The organism is bacterium, assembly GCA_021372515.1.
Lineage (GTDB): Bacteria > Gemmatimonadota > Glassbacteria > GWA2-58-10 > GWA2-58-10 > JAJFUG01.
Window position 1 is genome coordinate 18621 of the sequence record JAJFUG010000154.1, and the last position, 24651, is coordinate 43271.

17 protein-coding genes are annotated in these 24651 nt (G+C 65.1%); 5 read left to right on the forward strand and 12 right to left on the reverse strand.

Features of this window, described 5'->3' with window-relative positions; translation table 11 throughout:
- Window positions 1-105: 105 nt before the first annotated feature.
- Window positions 106-873 (reverse strand): 3-deoxy-manno-octulosonate cytidylyltransferase, encoded by a 768-nt coding sequence (gene kdsB, locus LLH00_14425; protein ID MCE5272471.1) that lies wholly within the window; start codon window positions 871-873, stop codon window positions 106-108.
- 272 nt (window positions 874-1145) lie between these two features.
- Here kdsB and ispH point away from each other — a divergent pair, with 272 nt between their 5' ends.
- Both ispH and LLH00_14435 read left to right on the forward strand, forming a co-directional pair.
- Complete coding sequence (ispH, locus tag LLH00_14430; protein MCE5272472.1) at window positions 1146-2882, forward strand: 4-hydroxy-3-methylbut-2-enyl diphosphate reductase; 1737 nt, start codon at window positions 1146-1148, stop codon at window positions 2880-2882.
- A gap of 172 nt (window positions 2883-3054) precedes the next feature.
- Entirely contained in the window at window positions 3055-3807 is a 753-nt protein-coding gene (locus tag LLH00_14435; GenBank protein ID MCE5272473.1) for a cytidylate kinase-like family protein, read from the forward strand.
- 719 nt (window positions 3808-4526) lie between these two features.
- On the opposite strand, the gene LLH00_14440 is transcribed toward LLH00_14435, so the two are convergent.
- The 9 genes from LLH00_14440 to LLH00_14480 form a co-directional block, all read right to left on the reverse strand.
- Complete coding sequence (locus LLH00_14440; protein MCE5272474.1) at window positions 4527-5954, reverse strand: PAS domain-containing sensor histidine kinase; 1428 nt, start codon at window positions 5952-5954, stop codon at window positions 4527-4529.
- A 232-nt stretch (window positions 5955-6186) separates the two neighbouring features.
- Entirely contained in the window at window positions 6187-7728 is a 1542-nt protein-coding gene (locus LLH00_14445) for a hypothetical protein (GenBank protein ID MCE5272475.1), read from the reverse strand.
- Between the two features lie 252 nt (window positions 7729-7980).
- A complete protein-coding gene (aroB, locus tag LLH00_14450) occupies window positions 7981-9102 on the reverse strand; it encodes a 3-dehydroquinate synthase (GenBank protein ID MCE5272476.1) in 1122 nt (373 codons plus the stop codon).
- Between the two features lie 102 nt (window positions 9103-9204).
- Window positions 9205-10119 (reverse strand): MBL fold metallo-hydrolase, encoded by a 915-nt coding sequence (locus LLH00_14455; protein MCE5272477.1) that lies wholly within the window; start codon window positions 10117-10119, stop codon window positions 9205-9207.
- Window positions 10120-10132: 13 nt separating this feature from the next.
- Window positions 10133-10990 carry an HDOD domain-containing protein gene (locus LLH00_14460; protein MCE5272478.1) on the reverse strand — a complete coding sequence of 286 codons (858 nt, stop codon included), beginning with the start codon at window positions 10988-10990 and terminating at the stop codon, window positions 10133-10135.
- A gap of 94 nt (window positions 10991-11084) precedes the next feature.
- Window positions 11085-12035, reverse strand: coding sequence for a metallophosphoesterase family protein (locus tag LLH00_14465; protein MCE5272479.1), 951 nt, complete (start codon window positions 12033-12035; stop codon window positions 11085-11087).
- A 7-nt stretch (window positions 12036-12042) separates the two neighbouring features.
- Window positions 12043-13557 carry a BamA/TamA family outer membrane protein gene (locus LLH00_14470; protein ID MCE5272480.1) on the reverse strand — a complete coding sequence of 505 codons (1515 nt, stop codon included), beginning with the start codon at window positions 13555-13557 and terminating at the stop codon, window positions 12043-12045.
- Between the two features lie 75 nt (window positions 13558-13632).
- Window positions 13633-15039: a hypothetical protein gene (locus LLH00_14475; protein MCE5272481.1), complete on the reverse strand. Its 1407-nt coding sequence runs from the start codon at window positions 15037-15039 to the stop codon at window positions 13633-13635.
- A gap of 3 nt (window positions 15040-15042) precedes the next feature.
- On the reverse strand, window positions 15043-15558 hold the full coding sequence (locus LLH00_14480) for a hypothetical protein (protein ID MCE5272482.1): 516 nt from the start codon (window positions 15556-15558) through the stop codon (window positions 15043-15045).
- Between the two features lie 192 nt (window positions 15559-15750).
- Between LLH00_14480 and LLH00_14485 the strand changes: the two genes are divergently transcribed.
- From LLH00_14485 to LLH00_14495, 3 genes are all read left to right on the forward strand, one after another.
- Window positions 15751-17694 (forward strand): Na+/H+ antiporter NhaC family protein, encoded by a 1944-nt coding sequence (locus tag LLH00_14485; protein ID MCE5272483.1) that lies wholly within the window; start codon window positions 15751-15753, stop codon window positions 17692-17694.
- An 82-nt stretch (window positions 17695-17776) separates the two neighbouring features.
- Complete coding sequence (locus tag LLH00_14490) at window positions 17777-19609, forward strand: hypothetical protein (protein ID MCE5272484.1); 1833 nt, start codon at window positions 17777-17779, stop codon at window positions 19607-19609.
- 50 nt (window positions 19610-19659) lie between these two features.
- Entirely contained in the window at window positions 19660-21915 is a 2256-nt protein-coding gene (locus LLH00_14495; protein ID MCE5272485.1) for an SMP-30/gluconolactonase/LRE family protein, read from the forward strand.
- Between the two features lie 304 nt (window positions 21916-22219).
- Here the strand turns inward: LLH00_14495 and LLH00_14500 are convergent, their stop codons facing one another.
- On the reverse strand, window positions 22220-23557 hold the full coding sequence (locus LLH00_14500) for a SpoIID/LytB domain-containing protein (GenBank protein MCE5272486.1): 1338 nt from the start codon (window positions 23555-23557) through the stop codon (window positions 22220-22222).
- Window positions 23558-23658: 101 nt separating this feature from the next.
- The coding region (locus LLH00_14505; protein ID MCE5272487.1) for a glutamate-1-semialdehyde 2,1-aminomutase at window positions 23659-24651 on the reverse strand (993 nt) is incomplete at its 5' end.

Here is a 24651-nt window from a genome sequence, read left to right on the forward strand (position 1 = left end):
CGTTTCAAGATATGGAGATTGCTACGATCATTCCAAAACGGGCGCCCCTGCGGGCGTCGGAAAAATATAATCCTACGGCTCGCGGATTGCAAACAATACGGGTTTTCAGTCCAGGCCGAGGCTCGTGAGCATCTGTTCCACCCGGGTCACGTCCTCTGGCACATCCACCCCGATCGAGAGGGTGCGCTCCAGGCGTGCGGCGTAGATTTTCTGGCCGTTGGCCAGGGCGCGAAGCTGCTCCAGGCCCTCCATGCGCTCGCAGAGAGCCACCGGCCAGCGCACCAGTTGCAGCAGGGAGGGCACCCGGTAGGCGTAGAGGCCGATATGGATCACATGGGCGCTGCGGCCCTGCTCCGCGGCCAGCCAGTCCGCCCCGGCCTGGCCCACCCAAGGGGCCTTTCCGCGCGAGAAATAGAGCGCCCGGTCCTGCTCGCCCATTATCACTTTCACGCAGTTGGGGTCCTCCGCCTCGCCGGGATAACGCAGCGGGCGGACCAGGGTGGTGATATCGGCATCCGGGTGGTCCTGGAACAGGCCGATCGCGGCATCCACATGCTCCGGCTCCAGCAGCGGCTCATCGCCCTGGATGTTGAGCACGATATCGTAGCCCGGCGAGGCGGCTGCCACCAGGGCCACGCGCTCGGTGCCGGTGGGGCAGTTCTCGTCGGTCAGCATCACCCGCCCGCCGAAGGCGCGCACGCACTCGGCGATCCGCTCGTCATCCGTGGCCACCAGCACCTCATCCAACCGCGAGGCCTGCCCGGCCCGTTGCCAGACCCGCTCGATCATTGTCTTGCCCGCGATCTTGACCAGCGGCTTGCCCGGGAAACGCGAACTCCTGTAACGCGCCGGTATCACTCCCAATGCTTTCATGCCTGTTCTCTCGGGTTCAGTATGGTCGTTGCGGGGTTGCCAGCCGCCGAGAAAAAAGCGGCTTTCATTCACCCGCGGAATGATCGATGAAAGTTAACGCCGCGCCCTCCGGCTGTAAAGTACCTGCTTCCCACAGCCCGGAGCGGCCCGGCGCAAGGGGCTCCCCGGCTTGGTGTTCCAAATACGGCAACGGCGCATTATATTTAGGTGGGAACAGTGGGTGATACCACCGAGTGATCAACTGAAGACACAAGAGGAACGGAAAAAACCGAGTGAAAGTCCTTCTGGCCGAGACTGCCGGTTTCTGCAAGGGAGTGCGCCGGGCGATGAATATGGTCCTGGAGCGCAGCGAGCACGACTCGCGGGGCATCTACACGGACGGCCCCCTGATCCACAACCCGCAGACCATCGAGATGCTCGAGCGGCGCGGGGTGCGTGTGCTTTCGCGCGGGGATGCGCCGGGCCAGGGTGACACGGTGGTGATCCGCTCGCACGGGGTGCCGCCGGAGCGACGTGAGCAGCTCAATGCCCTGGGAGTGAGTCTCTGCGACGCCACCTGCCCGGATGTGGCCCGCATCCAGGGCCTGATCCGCCGACACGTACGCCAGGGCTTCGAGGCGATCATAGTCGGGGACAAGAACCACGCCGAGGTGCTGGGCCTGGAGGGCTACGCCGAGGGCCACGGACACGTGGTCAGCGGCGCTGAGGAGGTGGAGGGCCTGCCGGCGGCGGACAAGGTCTGCGTGGTGGCCCAGTCGACCCTCTACCCCGAGACTTTCACCGCGGTTACCGCCCGGGTGCGGCAGCGCTGGCCGGAGGCGGTGATCCTGGACACGATCTGCCCCAGCACCTACCACCGTCAGGAGGAACTCCAGCGCTTGGCCCTGACCGCCGAGGCGGTGGTGGTGGTGGGCGGCAAGAACAGCGCCAACACGCAGCGCCTGGCACAGATCAGCGCGGGCCTGGGCACGCCCACTTTCCATGTGGAGACCGCCGAGGAGCTGGACAGTGAGCACCTCAAGCGATACCGCAGCGTGGCCGTGACCGCCGGGGCCTCCACCCCCAACTGGATAATCATGCAGGCGGTGGAGAAACTGCGCGGGATCGAGCACGAGGCCTCGCCGCCCGTGTGGCGATTCATTCGCCACAGCGCCCGCCTGGCTCTCAAGACCGACCTGTTCATCGCCGCCGGGGCCGCCCTTCTCTGCTACGCCAACGCCCGCCTGATGGGCCTTCACCTGGGTTGGGTCCCCTACGCCGTGGCTTTCTGCTACATCATGTGCGTCCACCTGCTGACCCATTTCACCAACCGGGGCGCGTTCGAGCGCAGCCTGGACCGGGCCCCGGGCGTGCAGCGGACACAGGACCGTTTCTATATCGCCCTGGCGGTCTCGGCGGCCCTGGCCGGGCTGGTTTTCGCCTCGTTCAAGGGCTGGCTGACCCTGCTGATCATGCTGGGCCTGGTGGTGATGGCGGCCCTGTACCGCCTGGACATCCTGCCGCCGGTGCTGACCCTGGCCGGGCGCCGGATACCGCTGCGGCTGGTCCCGGCCTCCAAGGACCTGAATATGTCATTGGGCTGGTCCACGGTGACCGTGTTCTTCCCGCTCTGGATGACCGGCCACACGGTGCTGACCCCCACGTTTTTCCTGGCGTTCGGCTACACGTTCCTGATCGTGCTGTCGCGCTCGCTGTTTTTCGACCTGCGGGACATGCAGGGTGACAGGATCGTGGGGCGGGAGACCTTGCCGATCATCATCGGGCGGCGCTGGACGCTCAACCTCCAGGCCGGCCTCCTTCTGTGCCAGAGCGGCCTTCTGATATCCGGGACCGCCCTGGGCTGGCTTCAGCCGTTCGGCTGGATGATGCTCCTGGTGACAGGCTACATCTGCCTCTACCTGTACCTGTTCCAGCGCGGGATAATCCGTCAGGCCGTGGCGGTGGAGGTGGCCGGCGACTCCCAGTTCCTCCTGGCCGGGGCCCTGGCGTTCCTGCACAGTTTCCTCTGAGAGCTGCGGGCGTTTCCCAGGGTCTGCCTCTGGAGACGCCCTGAAAATACACGTTGTCCGGATCGGAACCTGTCCGTTTTCCGCTACCCTTATCGCCCGCGGCGGCGAAGCGGCGCCCGGGATGCGCGCTGCACCGCCGCCGACGGCGATCCAACCGGGAAAGGAGCGACATATGGACATCACGGTGAAAGAGACCGCGAGCAAGGACCGTGTCAAGCTGGTCGAGGAACAGTTCCACATGTGGGAGGCCGCCGGACCGCACAAGAAAGAGGTGTCGCTGCGGGCGGTCAGTTTCATCACCATCTCGCGCCAGTACGGCTGCGCGGGTTTCCGCATCGGCGACCGCCTGGCCGATGTGCTGAACGGCCTTCAGCAGCCGGTTTCCATCGGCAGCGCGCCGTGGACGGTCTATGACCACAAGCTGGTCGACCGGGTCTGCCAGGACCACAACCTCAAGCACACTCTGGTCGAGACCCTCGACCACCAGCGCCAGAACCCGCTGGGCGATTACATCACCGGGCTTTTCACCGGCGAGCCCTCCTCACTCAAGGTGTTCAAGAAATGCTCCCAGACCATATTCGAGCTGGCCGCGGCCGGGCATGTGATCCTGATCGGACGGGCGGCCTCGATGGTCACGGCCAAACTGGCCGGAGGCCTTCACGTGCGGATAGTCGGCTCCCTGGACTGGCGGGTCAAACAGGTGGCCTCTTTCGAGAAGATCGAGCATCCGGCCGAGGCCAGGAAGCACGTGCTCAAGCAGGACGAGGAACGCGAGAAATTCGCCCTGGATTTCCTGGGACACAGCGTGAGCGAGCCGGAGCACTACGACCTGATCCTGAACCAGGAGAAGCTGGGAGTGGAACGGATCGTCAAGCTGATGCTGCGGGCGATCGAGCTCAAGCGTTACGAGGACGTCGAGGTCTGAGGCGGCCTCCCACTTAGACAAATTGCACGATTGGGCGGGATATGCATTCGGGGGCGACCGGCCGGTCGCCCCAACTTATTTCAAGGTAGGGTCGCACCCGCGTGTGCGACCGGAAAAGACTGTCTGGCACGGTGCACCGTGCCCCCACATCCAATCCCCACCGCAATGCTGAATCCAAGCCCATTTAGCAAGTTTCGAACCGGCCCCAAAAACAACGGGCGGACACATGGGTCCGCCCCTACGGCACCACTTGGTATTCCACGAGTGTAATCCTCTTGCGGCTGCCAGGCCGCCGCAGTTCAGCCTTTGGGGGCCGCACCTGTCTGAGCCTCCCGCCAGGGCAGCGTGTAATCGAGCGTGAAACGGCCGGGGCTGAAATTGACGCACGGCATGGCGGCGATTCGCGGCAGCGCCGCCGCTGCAACGCGGCAGCGGAATCAAAGCATCGGGCACATCGACGGTTGAAGAAGGGTTGCGGCCGGGACGAGTTTGCGACCCCCGCGCCCTTTGGTCCTTTCGGGCAAGACCGAAAGGACGAATAGATTTTCCGGGCACGATGCATCGTGCTCCTGCATCCCGCCCCCACCGTAATGCTGACCCCAAGCGCCTTTCGATATATTCGAGCCAGCCCCAAAACAACGGGCGAACACAAGGTTCGCCCCTACGAAAGCATCGTTCTCTGATTGCATACGCACGGCATGCCGTGCCCAAAATCTCATTCATACGCCGGTCGGGATGCTGAGCCGGAACGTGGCCCCCTCGCCCGGGGCGCTGGCGGCAGTGATCTCACCGCCCATCGCGCCGACCAGGTCGCGCACCACGGCCAGGCCCAGGCCGCTGCCCTTGGCCCGCGTTCCGGCGCTGGAGCGGCGGAACTTGTCGAAGATGAAAGGCAGGTCCTCGGCCGGGATGCCGGGGCCGTTGTCCGAGACCTCCAGGCTCAGGCGCGCCCCCGGCTCGGCTGCGGTGGCGATCACTATATGCCCGCCGTCGTTGTTGTACTTAACCGCGTTGCCCAGCAGGTTGGTTATCACTCGCTCTAACTGCACCGGGTCGGCCTGGATCACCCCCGGCTCGTACTCGGCCCGGAACGTGACACTCAGGCTCTTCTCGCGCAACTGGTCGCTGAAAAGCTGGAGGATGTCCCGCACCAGTGAATTGATATCCAGCCGCTCGGGGTTGAGGTTCAGCTTGCCCGCCTCCAGGCGCGACACGACCAGGAAATCCTGGATCAACCGCTCCATGGTGCCACAGCTTTTGACCACGTTGCCCAGAAGGCGTTTCTGCTTCTCGGTCACCTCGCCCACCTTGCCGCCCGCGATCAGGGTCGTGCTGCCATAGATAATTCCCAGCGGGTTGATCAGGTCGTGGGTGAGCATGGAGATGAAATCCTCGCGCATGCGCTCTATCTCGCGGTCGCGGGTGACATCGCGGAACACGGTGACCGCGGCGAGCCAGCCGCCCCCGGCCGCTGCCAGCACCGCGCCGTCCGGCCCGGTTACCGGCACGCTGCGCAGGCGGTAGAAGCGGCTGTCGTGGCTCAGGTCCACCTCGGAACCTTTTTCCAGGCCCTCCAGGCTCGCGCTCACGGCCTTTCGCACCGGCTCATCCGGCAGGACCTGCTCCAGGGGGCTGCCCTCACGGGGGGCCGCCGCGCCTGGCGCACCGAACCGCCGGAGCAGGGCTCCGTTTACCGACAGCACGGCGCTGTCCCGCCCGGTGACCAGCACCGCCTCCTCCAGGCTGTTGAGGATCGTCCCGGTGCGGCCGCGCTCGGCCTGCAGGATCGCCTCGTAGCGCTCGTTCAGGGCGTCCCGGCTGCGCTCCAGCTCCAGCACCTCGCGCCGCAGCGAGTCACGGGTCAGGCGCCAGGCCTCCACCGCCTGCCGGGCCGTTCCAGCCAGGGAGGATTCCCCGGCGAACGACCAGACCTGTCCCGTGCCCCGTCCGCTTCCGGTGACCACTCCATGCTCCGCCAGGGCGGCCAGGGCCGCCTCGACTGTCTTTTCATCCAGGTTGAGCCACTTGGCCAGGCCGGCGCAGTTGTCCAGGGCGAACGGATGGTCCACCAGGAAACTGAGCAGCTCCAGCTTGACCGTGCTGTCGGCCACCGAGGCGATGAAATCGCGGATTGCCTGATCCTGCAAAGGTGATTCTCCATTTCACGGCTGAATCGACTTATACTTCAACTTCCCGGCGTATCTCTTACCAACGCAAACCACCGAGGGAGCAGATCACCTCCCCCTTTGACAAAGGGGGATTGAGGGGGATTTGATCCCAATAATCGGGCACGGCATGCCATGCCCCTGCACTGATTCTTCAATGTCGGCATGGAGTATTTGACTTCGAAACTTTCAGATTCAACACCCGTTATTTTGATCAGCTCAGACCCTGCTCCCGTTTCTCGCGCAGACGGCGGCTGGCCTCGACCCAGCGGGCGGTGTCCTCCAGCACGTCCTTGAGCTCCACGGTCTCCACCTTGGCCCGCGGCGCTCCGCCCATCACATCCACCCCCTCGCTGAACTTAGTCCCCACCTCGATCCCGTTCTTGCCGATCTGGAACTCCTGGATCGACTTGTGGTGGTCCGTGCCGCGCATCTTGAGGATCGCGATAGCCCGACGGATGTCGCCCTCCAGCTCCACGTAGCGCATCAGCACCAGGTTGTCGAACAGGCCCAGGCTGCGCTGGCTGTTGATCTCGAACGAGCCGAACATCTTGTCCACCTCCAGGGTGAACACGCTGGTCACGCCGTGGCAGGCGAACAGGCGCAGCAGGGCCCCGGTGTAGTCCAGCAGGTAGCTCTCGTCATCGATGGCCTGAATGAGGTGCGTGAGCCCATCCACCGCCACCCGCACCGGCGAAAGCTCGCGCAGACGCTCGCGCACCTCGTACAGGAGCTGGTCCACGGACAGGCCGATCGAGCTCTGGTGGAGCACGGCCAGCTGCTTGTCCTCGGCATAGCGGCCCAGGAAAACGCCCCAGGAGCGGCTCAACTCCACCAGGGAGCGCGGATCGTGCTGGAACGTGACCAGAAGGGCGCTCTGACGGTTCTTGAGGCCCTCGTGGATGAACTGCGAGGCCAGCACTGTCTTGCCCGTGCCGCTGCTTCCCGCCACCACAGTGGCGCTTCCGGCCGGGAACCCGCCGCGGCACATGTCATCCAGACCGCGGATGCCGGTCTTTTCCACGCTGCGCGGCTGCGGGGCGCGGGTGCAGCCCTCGGCGGCGGCCTCCACCGCGGCGCAGACCGGGTAGACCGCCAGGCCGGTGGGGGTGAACTTGAAGCTGTGACGGCCCGAGATGTGGTTCTGGCCGCGCGACTTGATCACCTCGAGGAAACGCTCGCGGCGGTGCTTGCCGCGCTGCTCGTAGGACAGGCGCAGCACCGTGTCGGCCACGTACTCCTCGATGTTCGCCCCCTCGCGCTCGGCGGTCTCGATCTCTTTGATCAGCACCGCGGAGGTGGTGATCTTTTTCAGTCCGGCCAGGAACTTGCTCAATAGCACCCGCAGCTCCTGGGTGTTGTCGGTCAGGCGGCGGAAATGGGTGATCGAGTCGACCAGGATACGCCCGGCGCCGATGGCCCGTGACAGCCGCGAGAACGGGCTCTCGGACTGCAGGAGCATCTCGCGCAGCGCCTCGGGCGAGGAGGGGATGATGCGCAGCAGGTTTTTCTTCTCCAGCCCGGCCAGGTCCCAGCCGAACACCCCGGCATCCCGGTACAGCTTCTCGGGCTCCTCCTCGAAGGTGATGATGATCCCCGGCTGGTTGTAGAGCAGCGCCCCGCTGTGGATGTACTGGATGCCCAGGGTGGTTTTGCCCGCCCCCGGGGTGCCCTCCAGAAGGAGCATGTTGTCCGGCACGATTCCGCCGTACAGGACCTCGTCCAGCCCCTCTATGCCCGTCCGGATCAGTTCCACGTCAATCTCCACGAGGGTTCAACGTTGGATGCATTACTTGAAAGCCCCCACACACCGGATTGCACGACAATCATTTGTCAAGCGCTATCGCAGTAATGTATTAATACCGATTTGCGCTCTGGCTGCTGTTATTCCTCAGCTTGTCCATGCAGGGGCAGGCCCCTGTGCCTGCACTGTTCTGCCTGGGCGGCCACAGGGGGCCGCCCCAACGGGGTTTTCTCCTTACTCCAGATTGAACGGCCCTCCCCGCCCTCAGCGCGCGCCGCGGCGGCGCAGCACCTTGAGCACCAGCGGGTCCTCCACCTCCAGGCCGTAGCGCCCCTGGGGGTCCGTTGTCATCGCCCCGATCCTCGCGGGCAGGACATAGCGCGCCTGCCCGGAGCGGGCTTTCTTGTCCAAGCGGGTGTGCTCCAGTATTCGCAGCGCGCTCACCCCAGGAAGGTCGACCCGCACGGGAAGGCCCAACGCGGCGAGCAACCCCTCCAGGCGCGCGACATCGCTCTCCGGGAGCAGGCCCAGATCGGCGGACAGCTCGGCCTCCAGGACCATGCCCACGGCCACGGCCTGGCCGTGCAGGAGCTTGAAACCGGAAAGCGCCTCCACGGCATGGCCCAGGGTGTGGCCGAAATTCAGGATCTGCCGCAGGTTTCCCTCGCGCTCGTCCTCGCTCACCACCGCGGCCTTGATCGCGCAGTTGCGCTCGATCAGGGTGCTGAGCGTTTCCGGCTCCAGGGCCAGGATCGCATCCTTTTTCGCCTCGATGAACTCGAACAGCGACCCGTCCAGGATAACCCCGTGCTTGACCGCCTCAGCCATACCGGAGGAAAACTGTTCCGCGGGCAGGCTGTCCAGGACAGCCGGGTCGATCAGCACCAGGGACGGCTGGTGAAAAGCGCCCACCATGTTCTTGCCCCAGGGGACATCCACCCCGGTTTTGCCGCCCACGCTGCTGTCGAGCATCGAAAGCAGCGTGGTGGGCGCCTGCACGAACATCACCCCGCGGGCATAGGTGGCGGCCACGAAACCGGCCAGGTCGCCCACCACGCCCCCGCCCAGGGCCAGGACCAGGCTGTCGCGGCCCAGGCCGGAGGCAAACAGGCTGTCCTCCACCTCGCCCTTGATCTCGCGGGTCTTGCTGGCCTCGCCGGCCGGGATGGCGATCACCTCAACCTGACGGCAGCCGGCCGCGGCCAGCCGTCCCGCCAGGGGCTCGGCGTAGCGCTCCGCCACGTTGGTATCGGTGACAACGGCCACCGCGGTGCGGCCGAAACGCTGGACCACGGTCTCGGCGGCGCGCTGCAACAGGCCGGGCTCGATCAGGATGTCGTAGCTCTGGTCGACAGTTTTGCGAAGCTCAAGCTTTACTTTTCGCATTCGGAATTCTTAGGTGCAGGGTGGATAAAAACAGCGCCGGACAGGCACCCTGCCCGGCCGGCGGCGCGAACTCACATTGTCGGGGGCACGGTCCGGGCCTGACTAATCCACTACCAGGCTCTCCCTGGCATTGACCACGACCAGACTGCCGTCGCCCTTGCCAGCGGCCCGCTCCCGGGCATACTGCTCCATCGCGTCCAGCTTGTCGTCGTTATGTGTCGGCTCGTGATGGAACAGCACCAGCTTCTTCACTCCCGCCGCCAGGGCCCAGTCCACCACGTGGTCCGTGCTGCTGTGGCCCCAGCCCTTGTGGGTCAGGTACTCCTCCGGCGTGTAGGCGGCATCCGCCACCAGGATATCCACCCCCTGGAAGAACTCCACCAGCCGGCGGTTCTGCTCGTCCACAATCGCCTGCACGTCCTCGAAATCCGAATCGATGCCCCCGCCACCGTCCTCGTTGATGAAATCGTAGTACGGCTCGTGGTCGCCGGTGAAAATGAACGACTTGCCGCTGCTGTCCGTGATCCGGTAGCCCAAGGTGAGCACTGGGTGGTTCATGTAGTGGGTGGTCACGTGCAGCGGCCCCAGGTCGAACTCGCATTCCTTGAGGTCGTGGAACTTGATGTCCGCGGCCAGCTGGGCCGTGCTGATCGGGAAATAGCTGTAATCCATCTGGCCGGCGAAAATCTCCTCCAGCCGCTTTTCGTAGTGCACCGGGCCGTAGATGTTGATCACCGTGCCGGGGACGAAAGCCGGGACAAAGAACGGGAAACCGTTGATATGGTCCATGTGGGTGTGGGTGATCAGGATATTGATCCTGAGCGGCTTGGGCATTTTCATCAGCTCCAGGCCGGCCTCGCGGATCCCTGTCCCGGCATCCAGCAGAAGGTACTCCCCGCCGATCGTGGGACTGTCTTGGCCCACCAGCTGCATGCAGGTGGTGTTGCCCCCGTACCGGACCGTCGAGGGACCGGGTGTCGGAATGGAGCCTCTGACTCCCCAGAATCTGACTTTCATGTATACCGCCCGCTCAAGTGGTTAGGAAAGTGGAGGCTTTACCGATTTCCTCGCCCAGGTTGCCCATTATCTCAGCGAAAGACTCGGGCGCCAGAGAAAGCACCTGATAGGCTTTCGTCTCGATCGAGGGCACGGCGCAATCGCCCGAGTTCAGGAACCCGACGGTCAGGACATAGTAATTGGCCGTGTGGACCACCCAGGCCAGACGGTCATCCGTCTCGGTGGGGCCGTGATGGTGCAGCGTGGCGTTGACCAGGGACTCGCTCAGGCGCCATTTGCGGGCCAGCATCGCCCCGACCTCGGAGTGGTCCAGCCCGATCACCTCATGCTCGGCCAGGTTGCTGGGGAGTTTTTTCTCCTCGGCCACCATGATCGACTTGGCCAGCATGGTGGGCAGCGACAGGGCGATCACCACCTTGCCGATGTCGTGGACCAGGCCGGCGACAAAATACTCCTCCCACTGCTGCGGGTCGGTCACCACCCGGCGCGAGATGCGCTTGGCCGCGATGGCCGTGCCCAGGGAGTGCTCCCAGAACTTGTGCTGGTCGAAAGCGCGCACCTGGACCTTGCTCTTGCCCATGTAGCCGATGATCGCACTGGACAGGGCGATGTTCTTCAGCGTGTTTATCCCCAGCAGGACAATCGCCTGCTTGAGGGAGACCTTGTTGGGCAGGGCGAAAAAGGCCGAATTGATCAGTTTGAGGACCTTGGCGGTCAGGACCGGGTCCATCTGGATGACAGTCAGCAGGTCGCGCGCGGATGAATTCAGATCATTGGCTATCTGGAGCACTTTAGCCACAGTGGTGGGCAGACTCGGCATTTTTTCGATCGAGTCCTCGATCCTGGCCCTGATCGCCTCAGTGGTCGGCAATATTCCCTCCACGTGAAAGCCTGGTCCGCGCCCGGATTGGACGCCAGCCACCAATATTTTTATCTTATATTAATAAAAAAACAGTCTGATCTTTTCAAGGTTTTACCTCAAAACGCTCCGGGGTTTTCGTTTTATCGGGCTTCCGGGCACCGTTTCGTCCCAACCGCAGGACAGTGATCTCGGCCTGGGCGCCGAAGCGCCAGGGGAACACCACCCCCGCACCGGCCCCGTGGCTGATATGCACCCGCAGGCTGTCCTGGGTCATCAGCCCGCCGGCCGCACGGCGCGAGGCCTGGCTTCCGGTGGAGACTGCCCCCAGCCAGGGCAGGCGCACCTGCCCGCCATGGGTGTGCCCGCAGAGCACCAGGTGCGGCTCGAGCGGACGCAGAAGGCCCAGGCGGGTCGGGGCGTGGGTCAGGGCCAGGCGCAGGGCGCAGCGGTCCTGGCTGCCGTACAGACGGCGCGGGTTGTCGTGACCCGTGACCGGGTCATCGATCCCGAAAATCTGGAACGTCCCGCCGCCATCCAGCTTTCCCTCCTCCACCGCGTTGCGCAGCACCCGCACCCCGTGGCGCTCCAGCGATTCCACCAGCGGCCCCACCTCGAATTCCAGGCTCAGCCTGTCGCAGCGCCCGTGACGCAGGCTGCCCAGGAGCACTTGCAGCCAGCGGGCCGGCGTGTCCGCCTTGTAGTGAAGATAGTCGTGGTTTCCCAGCACGGCCCAAATCCCGCAGCGCGAGCGCAGGGCCCCCAGGGCGCGCGCCACCGGCTCGATCCCCTGCGGCTCCTCGGCGAAATCGCCGCTCGCCAGCACCAGGTCCCACTCGCGGCCCGCGGCCCGGTACAGGGCCTCCAGGCGCCAGAGCGTGCGCCGCGAGATATGCAGGTCGGAGACGTGCAGTATTTCCAGCGGCCGCTCCGGCAGGGCCGGGCAGTCGAGTTCCAGCGCCCGCACTTTCAGGCGGGGGCGCACGTTGCGGCGCACCCGCAGCCAGACAAGCAGGGCGGCCGCGGCCAGCGCCGCCGGGAATGCGATCGGAAGCATCCGTTTCCTATTCGAATATGTTCATATCGAGCGAAATGCGAATCCTCGCATCGATATCCGCCCCGTCCAGGTTCCTGAACCAGTGCACGGCTAACTGCCCGAGCAGGGTCCGCCCGCAGACCCCCAGGCCCAGATCGCTCTTCAGATCGCCGTAGCGTCCGCCCGGATCGGTCCGGAAATAGGCGTTGCCGGTCTCGAACACAACCTGCGGGCACCAGTCGAAAAACAGGTAGTCCAGCAGCGGCAGGCCGGGCATCTCATAGCCGTAGGAGGCCTGGGCCATCAGAAGGCGGTCGCCGGAGAAATCGAAATTGTTGTAGGCGCGCAGGGTGTTGCCCAGAGTGTAGCAGCGCTGGAACGGCAGCGAGCGGTCGGACCCGGCCACCTTGCCCCAGAGAAACGTGTGGTGACGCTTGAAAAAGGTGTCCCAGCGCTTGATGTCGAGGTCGAAACGGCTGAAAGAACTGCGGCCGCCCAGGCGGCCGCCCGCGATCTCACCCTCGGCGCTGATCCGGAACCCCTCCCGGGTGATGAACTCATCGTCGCGCGTATCCAGCACACCGCTTAAAGTCAGGCTGTTGATCGGCCCCGAGTACACGGGCAGGTTCGGGGCGAAAGTCTCCTGGGCCAGAAACGTGAACGGAGAGAGGTTTTTCAGGCTGTAGTAGCGCTCGTTGTTCCAGCTAAGGCGCAGGCTCGAACGCTTGCCGTATGTGCGGCGGAAAAAAAGGCTGTAACCCTCGCGCTTGAAATAATAGCGGTAATCGTAGCCGAACAGGAACGCCTTGACCGAGTTCTCCAGGTCGGCCAGGCGCCAGCGGTCGTTGGTGTCGGTCATGGAATGGCCCGCCAGGCCGAACACGTAGCGGCGCTGCTTGTCCAGGGGCAGCTCCAGGCGCGAGTCGAACCCGAAAGCCTGGCGCGTGGTGGCGGTGATCAGCTTGGCCTCGATCAGCGGGCTTTTCTTGAAATCCGGGTCGATGAGCTTAAAGCCCCAGGAGACCGAGAACCCATCCACCCGGTCGTAGCCCTCGAGCAGGAACCCACCCATGCGGTTGGTCTGGAACTCCAGGCGCAGCGGCACGCCGCGGGCGGCATCGCCCAGGTTGTCGATCACCACCCGATAGACCTCGGCGGCGGTGGTCCGGCAGATTTTCCCGGCCAGCTCCGCGCGTCGCGATTGGAACAGCGCCCCGCGCACCAGGAACACGTCCCCGCTCACCCGCGAGCGCCAGCGCAGCCCCAGTTCACCGTCCAGCACCACCACGCTGCCGTTGACCGGGCGGTCGACCGCCGCCTTGCAGCCCACGAACACCAGGTCCTTGTCCAGGGCGGCGGAATCGGGCAGCAGCACGGTGTCGGCCCGGAACACCAGGTAGTTGTTGCGCCGCAGCACCTCGCGCAGACGGCCGGTGTCCTCGGCCTGCCAGGGCTGGACCTCGTTTTGCGCCCGCAGAGACGGCGGGCCGTCGAGAAGCAGGCAGAACACGGAAATGAGAATAAAAAAATGCCGCTTTCTCATACGGAGCAGAAACCCGTCTCTATCCAAGGTTGATACCGCCGGGACGGTAAAGAAAGAACGACGCCCAGAGTGAAACTATATGTCGAGGAGGGTAAAAAGCAACATCAATCTGGAGGCGAGTTTATCGACAGACGCGCCGCTCAGCCCGGAGCGGTCGTCCCAGTGGATGTTCAGACGGTTGCGGGCCAGATAGGCCTGGCCCAGCGTCTCGTTCTGCGGCCCGCGCAGCTCGAGGAATATCAATCCGGGGAATATGGCGCTGGCCGGAGTCTCAAACGCCTGCAACGTCGTCACCCCGTCGATGTCCAGGCTGAACAGGGGCCATCCCAGCAGGGCCGGCAGGGCCAGGGGCAGGCGCTGGCTATAGTGCGCCACCACGGCCACGGAATCGCGCTCCGGAGAATGCGGGATCACCAGCAGCCCGGACCTGGCTATCGACAGATCGTAGCGCCGCTGCCCCTGCGAGGAGAGCATGTTCACCTCGAGGCGAAGGATCGTCGGCCGGTAGAAGAAAAACAGCAGCGGCGTCTCGCTGCTGTCCGGGTTGACTGCGGCCAGGACCCCCTGCTTGTGCAGCGCCGTGGAGGGACGGAACGCCAGGTCGGGCGGGTATGCGTTTATCAGGCGGCCGGAAGTGGAGGTGAAATAGATATAGCTGCCCAGGCTGAAAAGCACCCAGAGCAGAAACAGCGCTCCCAGGATCAGGAAGGTCCTGGCCCAGGGTCCGGCCTGGGGGCCCATCTTCCACCAGTCCCCCTTGCGCGAGGCCCGGTCCTTGAGCTTGTCCTTGCCCAAACGCCCCATTTCCTTGCTGGCGTAATAGCTGAGACGGGAAAAATCCTTGCGGTCCATCAGGATCATCTCGTCTTCCGCGGATTTCTGCTCTTTTTCCTTGTCCTTGTACAGAAGGAGGGTCTCTTCCTGATAGCGGTCCGGCTGGGAATCGACCCTCAGCTTGTCCTCGCCCAGCATTTCCTTGCGGCGGGCGCGCAGAAGGAGGGAATTATCCTCGTCCTGTTCCTCGTCCAGGCTCCCGTGACCCGGCTCGCCGATGACCTCGGCCCGGCCGAGGGCCTCGAACGTGATCCCCCCGGAATCGAGGTCGCTGTCATCCCGCTCGATCTTCGAGGGCCCGCCCAGCTTATACCTGAGTTCCTGGACCACAGCGGAGAAATCCTCGCCCGCGGCGATGCGCGCATTGATCATATTCAGCCAGTCGGGTCCGAAGGCGCGGGTGAGCACCTTCTCGAAATCCAGGCCGAAATTGGCCTCCAGCGTGCCGACCCAGACATCGAAATCGATGAACTGGGCCTCCGCTCGCACCTTTTCCTCTTTCAGGTCCCCCGAGCTGCTGGGCTGCATATCCTGTTCACGGCCCTGACGTACAGGCTCACTCCGCCCCAGCGAGTCATCCGAGGGCGGAGAGGGCGGATCGGGGATACGGCCGCCGTCATTGTCCGCTTTTTCAGCGTCGAATGCCATTTGTCACCAGACAAGGTTACAGTATCTGAGTTCCCGGCCCAGCGGGGCGACCAGCCCGCCCGTGCCGTCCAGGTAACGGGTCAGGGCGGTCACGGCCACGTCGTTGCCCCCCACGGCCAGCAGGGATGCGTTCTCCACTTTCAGCATGAGCGGGTAGCTGCCCGGCCCGTCCAGCTCGACCGCCAGAGTGTCGGAGATGATCGCTCCGCTGGTGTGCAGTCCCACCGAGACATCCAGCGTGATCTTCACATAGCGGTCGCCGATCCTATCCGGGATGAGCGGACTGACCACTGCCTCCAGGAAAATGAGGCTGTCCTTGCGGCTGGTCTCGATCCGGCAACTGTCCGCCTCGCTCTTTTCGCCTCCGGCCAGGATCGACAGCGGCGCCACGGGGCGCTCGGGGTTGTCTTCCTGGCTGCCTCCCAGGAAAAAGGGCGAGGCCCCGCGCTGCTCACAGCCGGACAACCCGAGAACAATCCAGCACAGGACCGTTATCGATAGAGTCACAGGCCTGTTCATTAACCCTCCATACAAATTATGCATAAAACTCCACATATTTCCAAAAGTTTCCAAATTAGCAAAAAACATACCCCGCACGGATTTTCCCTTATTATTGACTACGGAGTCGAGATGGACTATGTTCTACTCTTCTTTTACCCGGCAGTCTCTCAGAGACCGGCAAAGAGTTCCCACTGCATATCGGAAACCGGCATGCACCAGTTTGTGCGATTTCGCCCACTCCTGCGACTTTCCGCCCTGCTTGCCGCGGCCTTTCTCGCCTGGGCGGCGCCGGCCCGGGCCGGTTCACCCGAGGGGTCTGCGCAGCGGCTCGAGCTGCCGGTGGTCTCGTTCGCCGACACTCCGATTGCGTTCTCGCTGGACGGCTCAGCCGGGGACAGCGCCGGCGCGGCTGGCTGGACCGTCGAGCTGAAAGACGGGCAGTCGGTGCTGGCCAGCGCCGTGACCGATTCCAGCGGCAAGGCCACGCTAACCGCGCCAGGCAGCGGACGGTTCACCGTGAGCGCCTCGCGCGCCGGGGTGCACCTGGAGAGCGGCCTGCGTGTGCTTCCCGGTTTCCTGACCCTGCTGCCCCCCCTGGTTGCTATCATTTTCGCTCTGATGTTCCGCCAGGTGCTGCCCGCCCTTTTCCTGGGCATCTGGGTCGGAACGAGCCTGCTGGCCGGGATCAACCCCTGGACCGGCCTGGTCCGCCTGATCGACACCTATTTCGTCCAGGCCATGACCGACCGGGACCATGTGCGGATAATCGTTTTCAGCATGACCCTGGGCGGCATGGTGGGCCTGATCGCCCGCTCGGGCGGGGCCACCGGCCTGGTCGAGCGTTTCTCCCGTCTGGCGGTCAGCCGCCGCATGGGCCAGGTGAGCACCTGGCTGCTGGGGCTGCTGATTTTCTTTGACGACTATTCCAACACCCTGATGGTCGGCAACACGATGCGGCCGTTCACGGACAAGCTGCGCATCTCGCGCGAAAAGCTTTCCTACATCGTGGACAGCACCTCGGCCCCGGTGGCCTGCGTGGCGCTGATCTCCACCTGGATCGGGTTCGAGCTGGGGCTGCTGGGCACATCCATCTCCGAGCTGGGCCTGGATATCAACGCCTACTGGCTGTTCCTGCGCGCGGTGCCGTTCAATTTCTACTCGATAGTGACCATCATCTTTGTCCTGCTGGTGGCCCTGACCGGCAGGGATTTCGGGCCGATGCGCCAGGCCGAGAGCCGTGCGTTCAGCACCGGTGAGGTGCTGGGCCCACGCGCCCAGCCGCTGGTGGATGACGAGATGACCCGCTTGCAGGACTCCTCGGACGCCCCGCCGCGCTGGTACAACGCCATCGTGCCGATCGGAGTGATGAGCGCGGTGCTGCTGGCCGGACTCTACGCCAGCGGACTGCACAACGCCGCGGCGGGGGGCAAGGCGCCGACCCTCTACAACGTCATCGGCGCGGCCGACCCGTTCCAGGTGCTGCTCTGGGCGGCTTTCGCCGGCACGTTCACCGCCATGGCCATGTCGATGGCGCAGCGGATCATGAACCTGCGCGAGTGCGTGGACTCGTTCATCATCGGTTTCAAGTCCCTGACCATCGCCATGATAATCCTCACCCTGGCCCGGGTGATCCAGATCATCTGCACCGACCTGAACACGGCCAACTACCTGCTGAACATCTCCCGCGGCTTCCTCAAGCCCGGGTTCCTGCCTGCGCTCACTTTCGTCCTCGGCGCGGCGATCAGTTTCTCCACCGGGACCTCCTGGGGCACGATGGCGATACTGATGCCGCTGGTGGTCCCCCTGGCGCATTACCTTCCACTGGATGCCGGTCTGTCGCCCGAGGTCGTGGACCTGACCATGGTGGCCACAGTCGGGGCGGTGCTGTCGGGAGCGGTGTTCGGCGACCACTGCAGCCCTATCAGCGACACCACGATCATGAGTTCGATGGCCAGCGGCGCCGACCACGTGGACCATGTGCGCACCCAGCTTCCCTACGCCCTGGTGGTGGGCGGAGTAACCACTGTCATAGGCTATCTTCCCGCCGCGATGGGGTTTATCCACCCGTTCGTGTCCATCCTCCTGAGCGTGGCTGTCCTCTGGGCGCTGTTGCGCTATGTGGGCCGCCCGGTCCAGGACAGCGTTCCGGATTGACAAACCGGCTCGTAATCCTTAAATTACCGTAATTTAAGCATTCTTTTCCCGACTCTATCAGTCAGCTCCACCGGGATGCGGTATGACATTGCAGCTCCGCCATCTATCACTTGCCGCCGCGCTTTTCTGCTGCCGGCCCTGCGTGGCCTCGCCCATCCCGATCCTGCCGATCGAGCAGGTCCGTCCCGGCATGACCGGCTACGGACGGACCGTGTTCCACGGCGACAGCATCGAGGAATTCCAGGTGCGTATCCTGGGCACGCTGAACAATTTCATGCCCCGCAAGGATGTGATCCTGGTCGAGCTGCTGGGCGAGCGCCTCCAGCACACCGGCGTGGTGGCCGGCATGAGTGGCAGCCCGGTGTACATCGACGGGAAGCTGATCGGCGCGGTGGCCTACGGCTGGAGCTTTTCCAAGGACCCGATTGCAGGTATCACCCCCATCCAGCAGATGCTGGACATCCCGGTCGACACCACCGGCTCGGCCCCGGCCGAGCAGACCCCGGAGGGTCAGATACTGAACCCCGGCTCCACCGGGGAAATCTACAACCCGTTCCAGGCCCCGGCCGACCCGCTTCTGGCCCAGGATCAGCCGGTAAGCGTGGGTTCTGACGCCGGGTCAACGGCCGCGCACCTGGAGCGCCTGGCTGTGCCGCTGGTTTTCTCCGGCTGCCGCCCCGAGGTGATCGAGCGTTTCGGCCCCGCGTTCCGCCGCCTGGGGCTGGTCCCGGTGCTGGGCGGCTCGGCCGGTGGGGCCGACACAACGATCCAGACCGGGCCTTTCGAGGCCGGGGCCCCAGTGGCGGCCCAGCTCGTGCGCGGCGACCTCTCCCTGGCCGCCACCGGCACCCTGACCTGGCGGGATGGCAACAAAATCCTGGCTTTCGGCCACCCGTTCCTGCAGTTCGGGCCGGTCAATTTCCCGATGACCGCCGCGGACATTGTCACTGTGCTGCCCAACCTGTCCAGCTCGTTCAAGCTTTCCAACGCCACCCGCTGCCTGGGCACGATCCGCACCGACCACGCCAACGGCGTGCTGGGGCTGCTGGGCGGCACGCCCGACTTGCTGCCGTTCCGCCTGAAGCTGGACGACAGCGAGCGCGGGCACGAGGAATACTACTTCGAGCTGGTCCGCCACAAGCGGCTCACTCCCACCCTGTCCTCGCTGGTGCTGCTCAACTCGCTCACCTCGCGCGGGGACATCGTGACCGAGCGCACCTACCGTGTTCAGGCCCGGATCGAGCTGGGCGGCGGCCTTCCGCCAGTGGAGATAAACGACCTGCTGGCCGGCCCGAACGCCCCGGTGGAGGCGATCCAGTCGGTGCAGATGGCGCTCCAGTACCTCTACGCCAACCAGTTCGGCCCGGCGGATGTGAGGAAGGTGGAGCTGGACCTGAACATCCGCGACGGCAACCCGCGGGCGCTGGTCAGCGAGGTCTACCTCGACCGGACCACGGTCTATCCCGGCGACACGCTGGGGCTGGACGTGCTGCTCAAGCCGCTGGACGCTCCCAAGCGGCGCGAGAGTTTCCGCCTGCCGCTGCCCGACCTGGGCGAGGATGCCCGTCTGTTCGTGCTGGTCGGCTCGGGGGATATGCTCACGCGCACCGAGTTCCAGCTCTCCCCCAGCCGTTTCCGCTACACCAGCCTGGCCCACCTGGTGCGGCTGATCAACGCCTCCCGGCGCGAGGACCGTGTATACGTGAAAATCTTCCGCCAGGACCGCGGTCTGCTGGTGGAAAACCGGGAGCTGGACAACCTGCCGCTTTCGGTCTGGAGCCTGCTGCGCTCCGGCAACACCAGCGGCGCGATCACCCCGCTGGCCGATGTCTCGGTGATCGAGACCGAGCGGGCCGCCGACTGCGTGATCAGCGGGTTCCGCCTTCTCCAGCTGGACTATAAACAGAACCGGTGAGTGTGTCCCGGCGACTCTCTGCGCGCTACAATCGTGACTCGGGAGGCCCCTTGTCCGCAAAGCTGAGTAAAAATGCGCTGACCTTTCTCCTGCTCCTGACTGCCGCCTCCGCGCGGGCGGATGGCCCCTCGTTCTGGACCGACAACTCGCGCGCCGATTTCATGAAAGGCAAGCCCGAGGGGGTCTCGATCCTGGAGAACGAGACCCTGGCCCTGGCCCCCGAGCTGCGCACCCGGGCCGCCCTGGGCGAGCCGGTGGTCTGGAGCCTGGTCCTGGACGGCAAGGGGCGGGTCTGGGCCGGCACGGGCCATGACGGTAAGCTGCTGCGCCTGGAGGCGAATGGCGACACGATCCTGGTGCGACACTTCGAGGAGCCGGAGGTCTCGGCCCTGGCCCTGGATACGCACTCAGGGGCGATTTACGCCGCCACCTCGCCGGAGGGACGCGTTTACCGGGTGAGCGCGGACGGCGCCACGGCGGAGGTGTGGTTCGACCCGCCGGAAAAGTACATCTGGGCCCTGCTTGTCGCTCCGGATGGTGTGCTCTACGCCGCAGCCGGCCCCTCGGCGACGGTCTACCGGATAGTCGGCAGCGGCAAGGGCCAGGCTGTCCTGCGCTCGGATGACCAGCATATAATCGCCCTGGCCCTGGACCGTAGCGGAAATCTCCTGGCCGGCAGCAGCGGCAAGGGCCTTCTTTACCAGGTCAGCCCAGCCGGCGCGGTCTCGATCCTCTACGACAGCCAGATGAAAGACATCCGCTCGATCCTGGTGGACAAGGACAACGGCCTGTTCGTCACCGCGTTCACCATGCAGTCGCCCGGCGAGCAGCCCAGCCCGCTGCTGCCGCCCCAGGCCGCCCGCAGCGGCCAGAGCGCCTCGGCCGTGGAACAGAAAGAGGGCGACTCCGGCCAGGACCAGGACAAGCAGGCCGGACAGTTCGTGATCCAGATGCCGGCCATGCAACTGGGCGAATCGGCCTCCAGCGAAATCTATTTCTTCGACACCGACCGTTTCCCCACCCGTATCTGGCAGGGCAGCGGCGAGACCCTTCTGGCCGCCGGACTCGACAGCCGCGGACGGGTGCTGTTCGTCTCGACCAAGGACAAGTCGAACCTCTGCAGCGTGGACCGCCTGGGCGACCAGGCCCTGCTCTGCCCGTTCCCGGATGACCAGGCCACCGCGTTCCTTTGCGATCCGTCCGGCGGGCGGACCCTTATCGCCACCAGCAACATGGGCAAGATACTGGAGCTTTCAGGAGGCTGCCGCAGCGAGGGCTCGTTCCAGAGCCAGGTATACAACGCGGGCCTTCCGGCCGAGTGGGGCGCTATCACCTGGAAAGGCGACTCACCCGAGGGCGCCCAGGTCCGGTTCCGCACCCGCAGCGGCAACACCTCCCGGCCCGACACCACCTGGAGCGCCTGGTCCGCGCCTTTCAGCCCGGGCATGGGCGCGCAGATCCAGTCGCCGGCGCGGATGTATTTCCAGTGGGAGGCCATCCTTTCAAGCCGCAGCGCCGGGGCGAGCCCCTCGGTCGAGGAGGTGAACGTCTCGTACCTGCGCCGCAACCGGCCCCCTCTTCTCAGCCGGATCAAGTTCATGCCCCAGGGGGTGTTCATCCGCAAGGGCGGCTCCGGCTCCTCCTCCGGCTCCGAGATTCTGATCGTGGACATGCCGGATGAGGCCGAGCAACTGGTCAACCCCAAGAAAAACTCCGGCTCCACCTCCAACCCGTTCTCCGGCAAGAAAGAGTACGCCCGCGGCATGCGCATGGCCGGCTGGAACGCCAGCGACGCCAACGGGGACGAGCTGCGCTACAGCGTGTATTTCCGCGGTGTGGATGAAAGCGCCTGGCGGCCCCTGGCCCTGGGCCTGAGCGACAACGCGCTCACCTGGAGCACCGAGAGCATGTCGGACGGCTGGTACGTGCTGAAAGTCACGGCCATGGACTCGACCGACAACCCGGGAGCGCGCGCCTGTCTGACCGAGCGTGTCAGCGAGCGGTTCCTGGTGGACAACACTCCGCCCGTGGCCGAGAAAATCTCGCTCAGCCGCAGCCAGGGCAAAGCGGTCGTGCTGACATTCGAGGCGGCGGATGCGGTGGGAAGGATCGGCGAGGCGCAGGTCTCGCTGGATGGGGAGCGCTGGCGCGCGGTGTTCCCGCAGGATGGGATCGCCGACACACCGAGGGAGAGCTACCGGGAGGAGTTTGGCAATCTGGCCCCGGGCGAGCACACGGTGGCTGTGCAGATTCTGGACGAGTTCCACAACACGGCCACATTCAGCCGCTCGATAAAGATGCCGTGAGTGGGATTATCCAAGGGCAAAATCACAACGTATCACAATACAGGGGCGGGTTTGAAACCCGCCCCTACGTATATCGTATGAGGCAGTGGCCGTGGCAGGCCTCTCCCCTCTTGAAAGGGGTGCCCGCGCCAGCGGGCGGGGTGTGTAACGGCAAAGGCGCAAACTAAAGTACAACGGGCGAACACAAGGTTCGCCCCTACGACAATCCCACGGCATCCGTGATTCCGGTGTATAACAACAAGGGGCACGGATATTACCGCGCCCCTTGATTTTTTCTTTATAATTTTCCTTCCAACCGCTTTCCTCAGTATTTCTTTTCCAGCTTGATGTCCCGGTAGTAGTGCTCCAGGATATTCCTGTAGTTCTGGCCCTGCTCGGCGCGCATGCGCGCGCCCCACTGGCACATGCCCAGCCCGTGGCCAAACCCGCGGCCCTCGGCCACCACCACCGTTTCCCCCTTCTCCTTGGCCGCCGAGAGGGAGAACAGCGTGCTGGGCAGCATCGCGCCGTCCGGCTGGCGCAGCACGCGGCGTATCTGGTCGCCGCGCACCTCGAAGCTGCTCTTGTCCGTGGTGATCTTCAGCCGCGCGTTCCGCCCCGACAGCCCGTGCTCGGCGACCTCGATGTCCTTGGGCTCGCCCACCTGGGCCGCACTCATCCCCAGCGTGCCGGGCAGGTACTTGCGGACCTGGTCCAACAGCTGCTTGCGGGTCCATTTGACCCGCCAGGTCTCCCAGCGCGAGCCCTTGTCGAAACCGTCATCCTCCACCGAGCCCAGGAACCCGGCCGTGCGGGCGAAATCCTCGCCCCAGACCTCGGCCGGGTCGGCGGTGCGGCCGCCGCAGGTGCTGTGGTAGTAGGCGGTGATCACCTGCCCTTTGTAGGTTATCACCTCGCCGCGGGTGGCCTCGACTGCGCGGTCGGTGGCGCGGGCCTCGCGCGACACGCCCAGGTAGACCTGGTCGCCCGTGTCGGCGCTCATGTCGAACGGCGAGCCGCGGCGCTGCTGCATCTTGGCCAGGGCGAAACTGCGCGCCACCACGGCCTGGGCCTTGAGCGCCTCCATGTAATTCTCGTCCAGGGTGCCGATCTCCACCGGCACCACCGAGCGCAGGTACTGCTCCAGGGGCAACACGTTGATCGCGCGAAGGTTGCCGTTGCTCATGGTGTAGATATAGATCCGGCCGCGGTAGGCCTTGCCGTTCACTGTGACCGGTCCGCCGCCGGGGGCCTCGGCGTAGACTCCGGAGGGATGGTCGCGGCTGACCCGGCCATCCGGCATGGCCACCCTGAGCTGGGCTTTCTCGCTGAACCGCACGGCGTCCCAGGCCTCATCTGCTGAAAGCATGGCGATATCCGCGCTGGAGGAGGCGTCCCGGAACACCACACCCTTGTCCGCGCCGCCCAGGCGCACCACCGGCACATCCTCCATGAGCAGCACACGCACGGAGGGCTCGCCGCTCTCGGCCCGGGGCGCGGGAGTGACCGGCGCCGGCTTGGCCGCCGGAACGGTGGGCTTGGCCGGGCGCTCGGGCACAACACGGGCCCGGTGGCAGGAAACCGTCTGGCACAGCGCGGCCAGCGCCAGGCAGACTGCGGCCGGGCGGAGTATCGGGTGAAGCGCTCGGGGGGTATGGCCCATGCTGGGTCTGTTCTTTGAGGCTTACGGTTGCGCGCCTGCCGGAAGGCAAACGCCAGTACGCCGGTCGGGTGGCAGCTCCATCCGGCGGAAGAGAGATTATATCACAAACCTGCCGCTTCTTTCAAGGCCCCTTGTCCGGCCTCGAGCGCCAGGTCGATATCGGCCTCGCTCATGGCGGCGCTAACAAAGGCGGCCTCGAACTGGCTGGGGGCGAGGAACACCCCGCGCTCCAGCATGGCCTGGAAGAACCGTCCGAACAGCCCGCGGTCGGCGCGCTGGGCCGAGCTGAAATCGGTCACCGGGCCGGCGGTGAAAAAGAGGGTCATCAGGCTGCCCACGCGGTTGACGCAACCCTCCACGCCCGCATCTTTCAGGCTGGAGCGCAGGCCGGCCTCCAGACGGGCGGCCAGGGACTCAAGGTAGTCATAGGGCGGCTGCTTGTCCAGCCTGTCGAGCATGTAGAGGCCCGCGGCCACGGCCAGCGGGTTGCCCGAAAGCGTCCCGGCCTGGTAGACCGGCCCCAGGGGCGAAAGCATCTCCATGATCTCACGCCGTCCGCCCACCGCGCCCACCGGCAGCCCCCCGCCGATGATCTTGCCCAGGCAGGTCAGGTCCGGCGTGATCCCGTAGCGCTCCTGCGCCCCGCCACGCCCCAGGCGGAACCCGGTGATGACCTCATCGAAAATGAGCAGCGCCCCGTGCCTGCGGGTCAGCTCGCGCAAGCGCTCCAGATAGCCCGGCGCGGGCGGCACCACGCCCATGTTGCCCGCCACCGGCTCCACGATCATCGCGGCCACGTTGCCGCCGCACTCGGCCAGCACGCGCTCCAGGGCCGCGGGGTCATTATAGGGGACATTCACGGTGAGAGCGGAAAGCTCCCTGGGCACACCGGCGCTGTCCGGCACTCCGAAAGTGGCCCCCCCCGAGCCGGCTTTGACCAGGAAACTGTCAGAATGGCCGTGGTAGCAGCCCTCGCATTTGACTATCAGGCTGCGGCCGGTGAACGCGCGCGCCAGGCGCAGGGCGGTCATGGTGGCCTCGGTGCCGCTCGACACCAGGCGCAGCATTTCTATCGAGGGCAGGCAGCGCGCCAC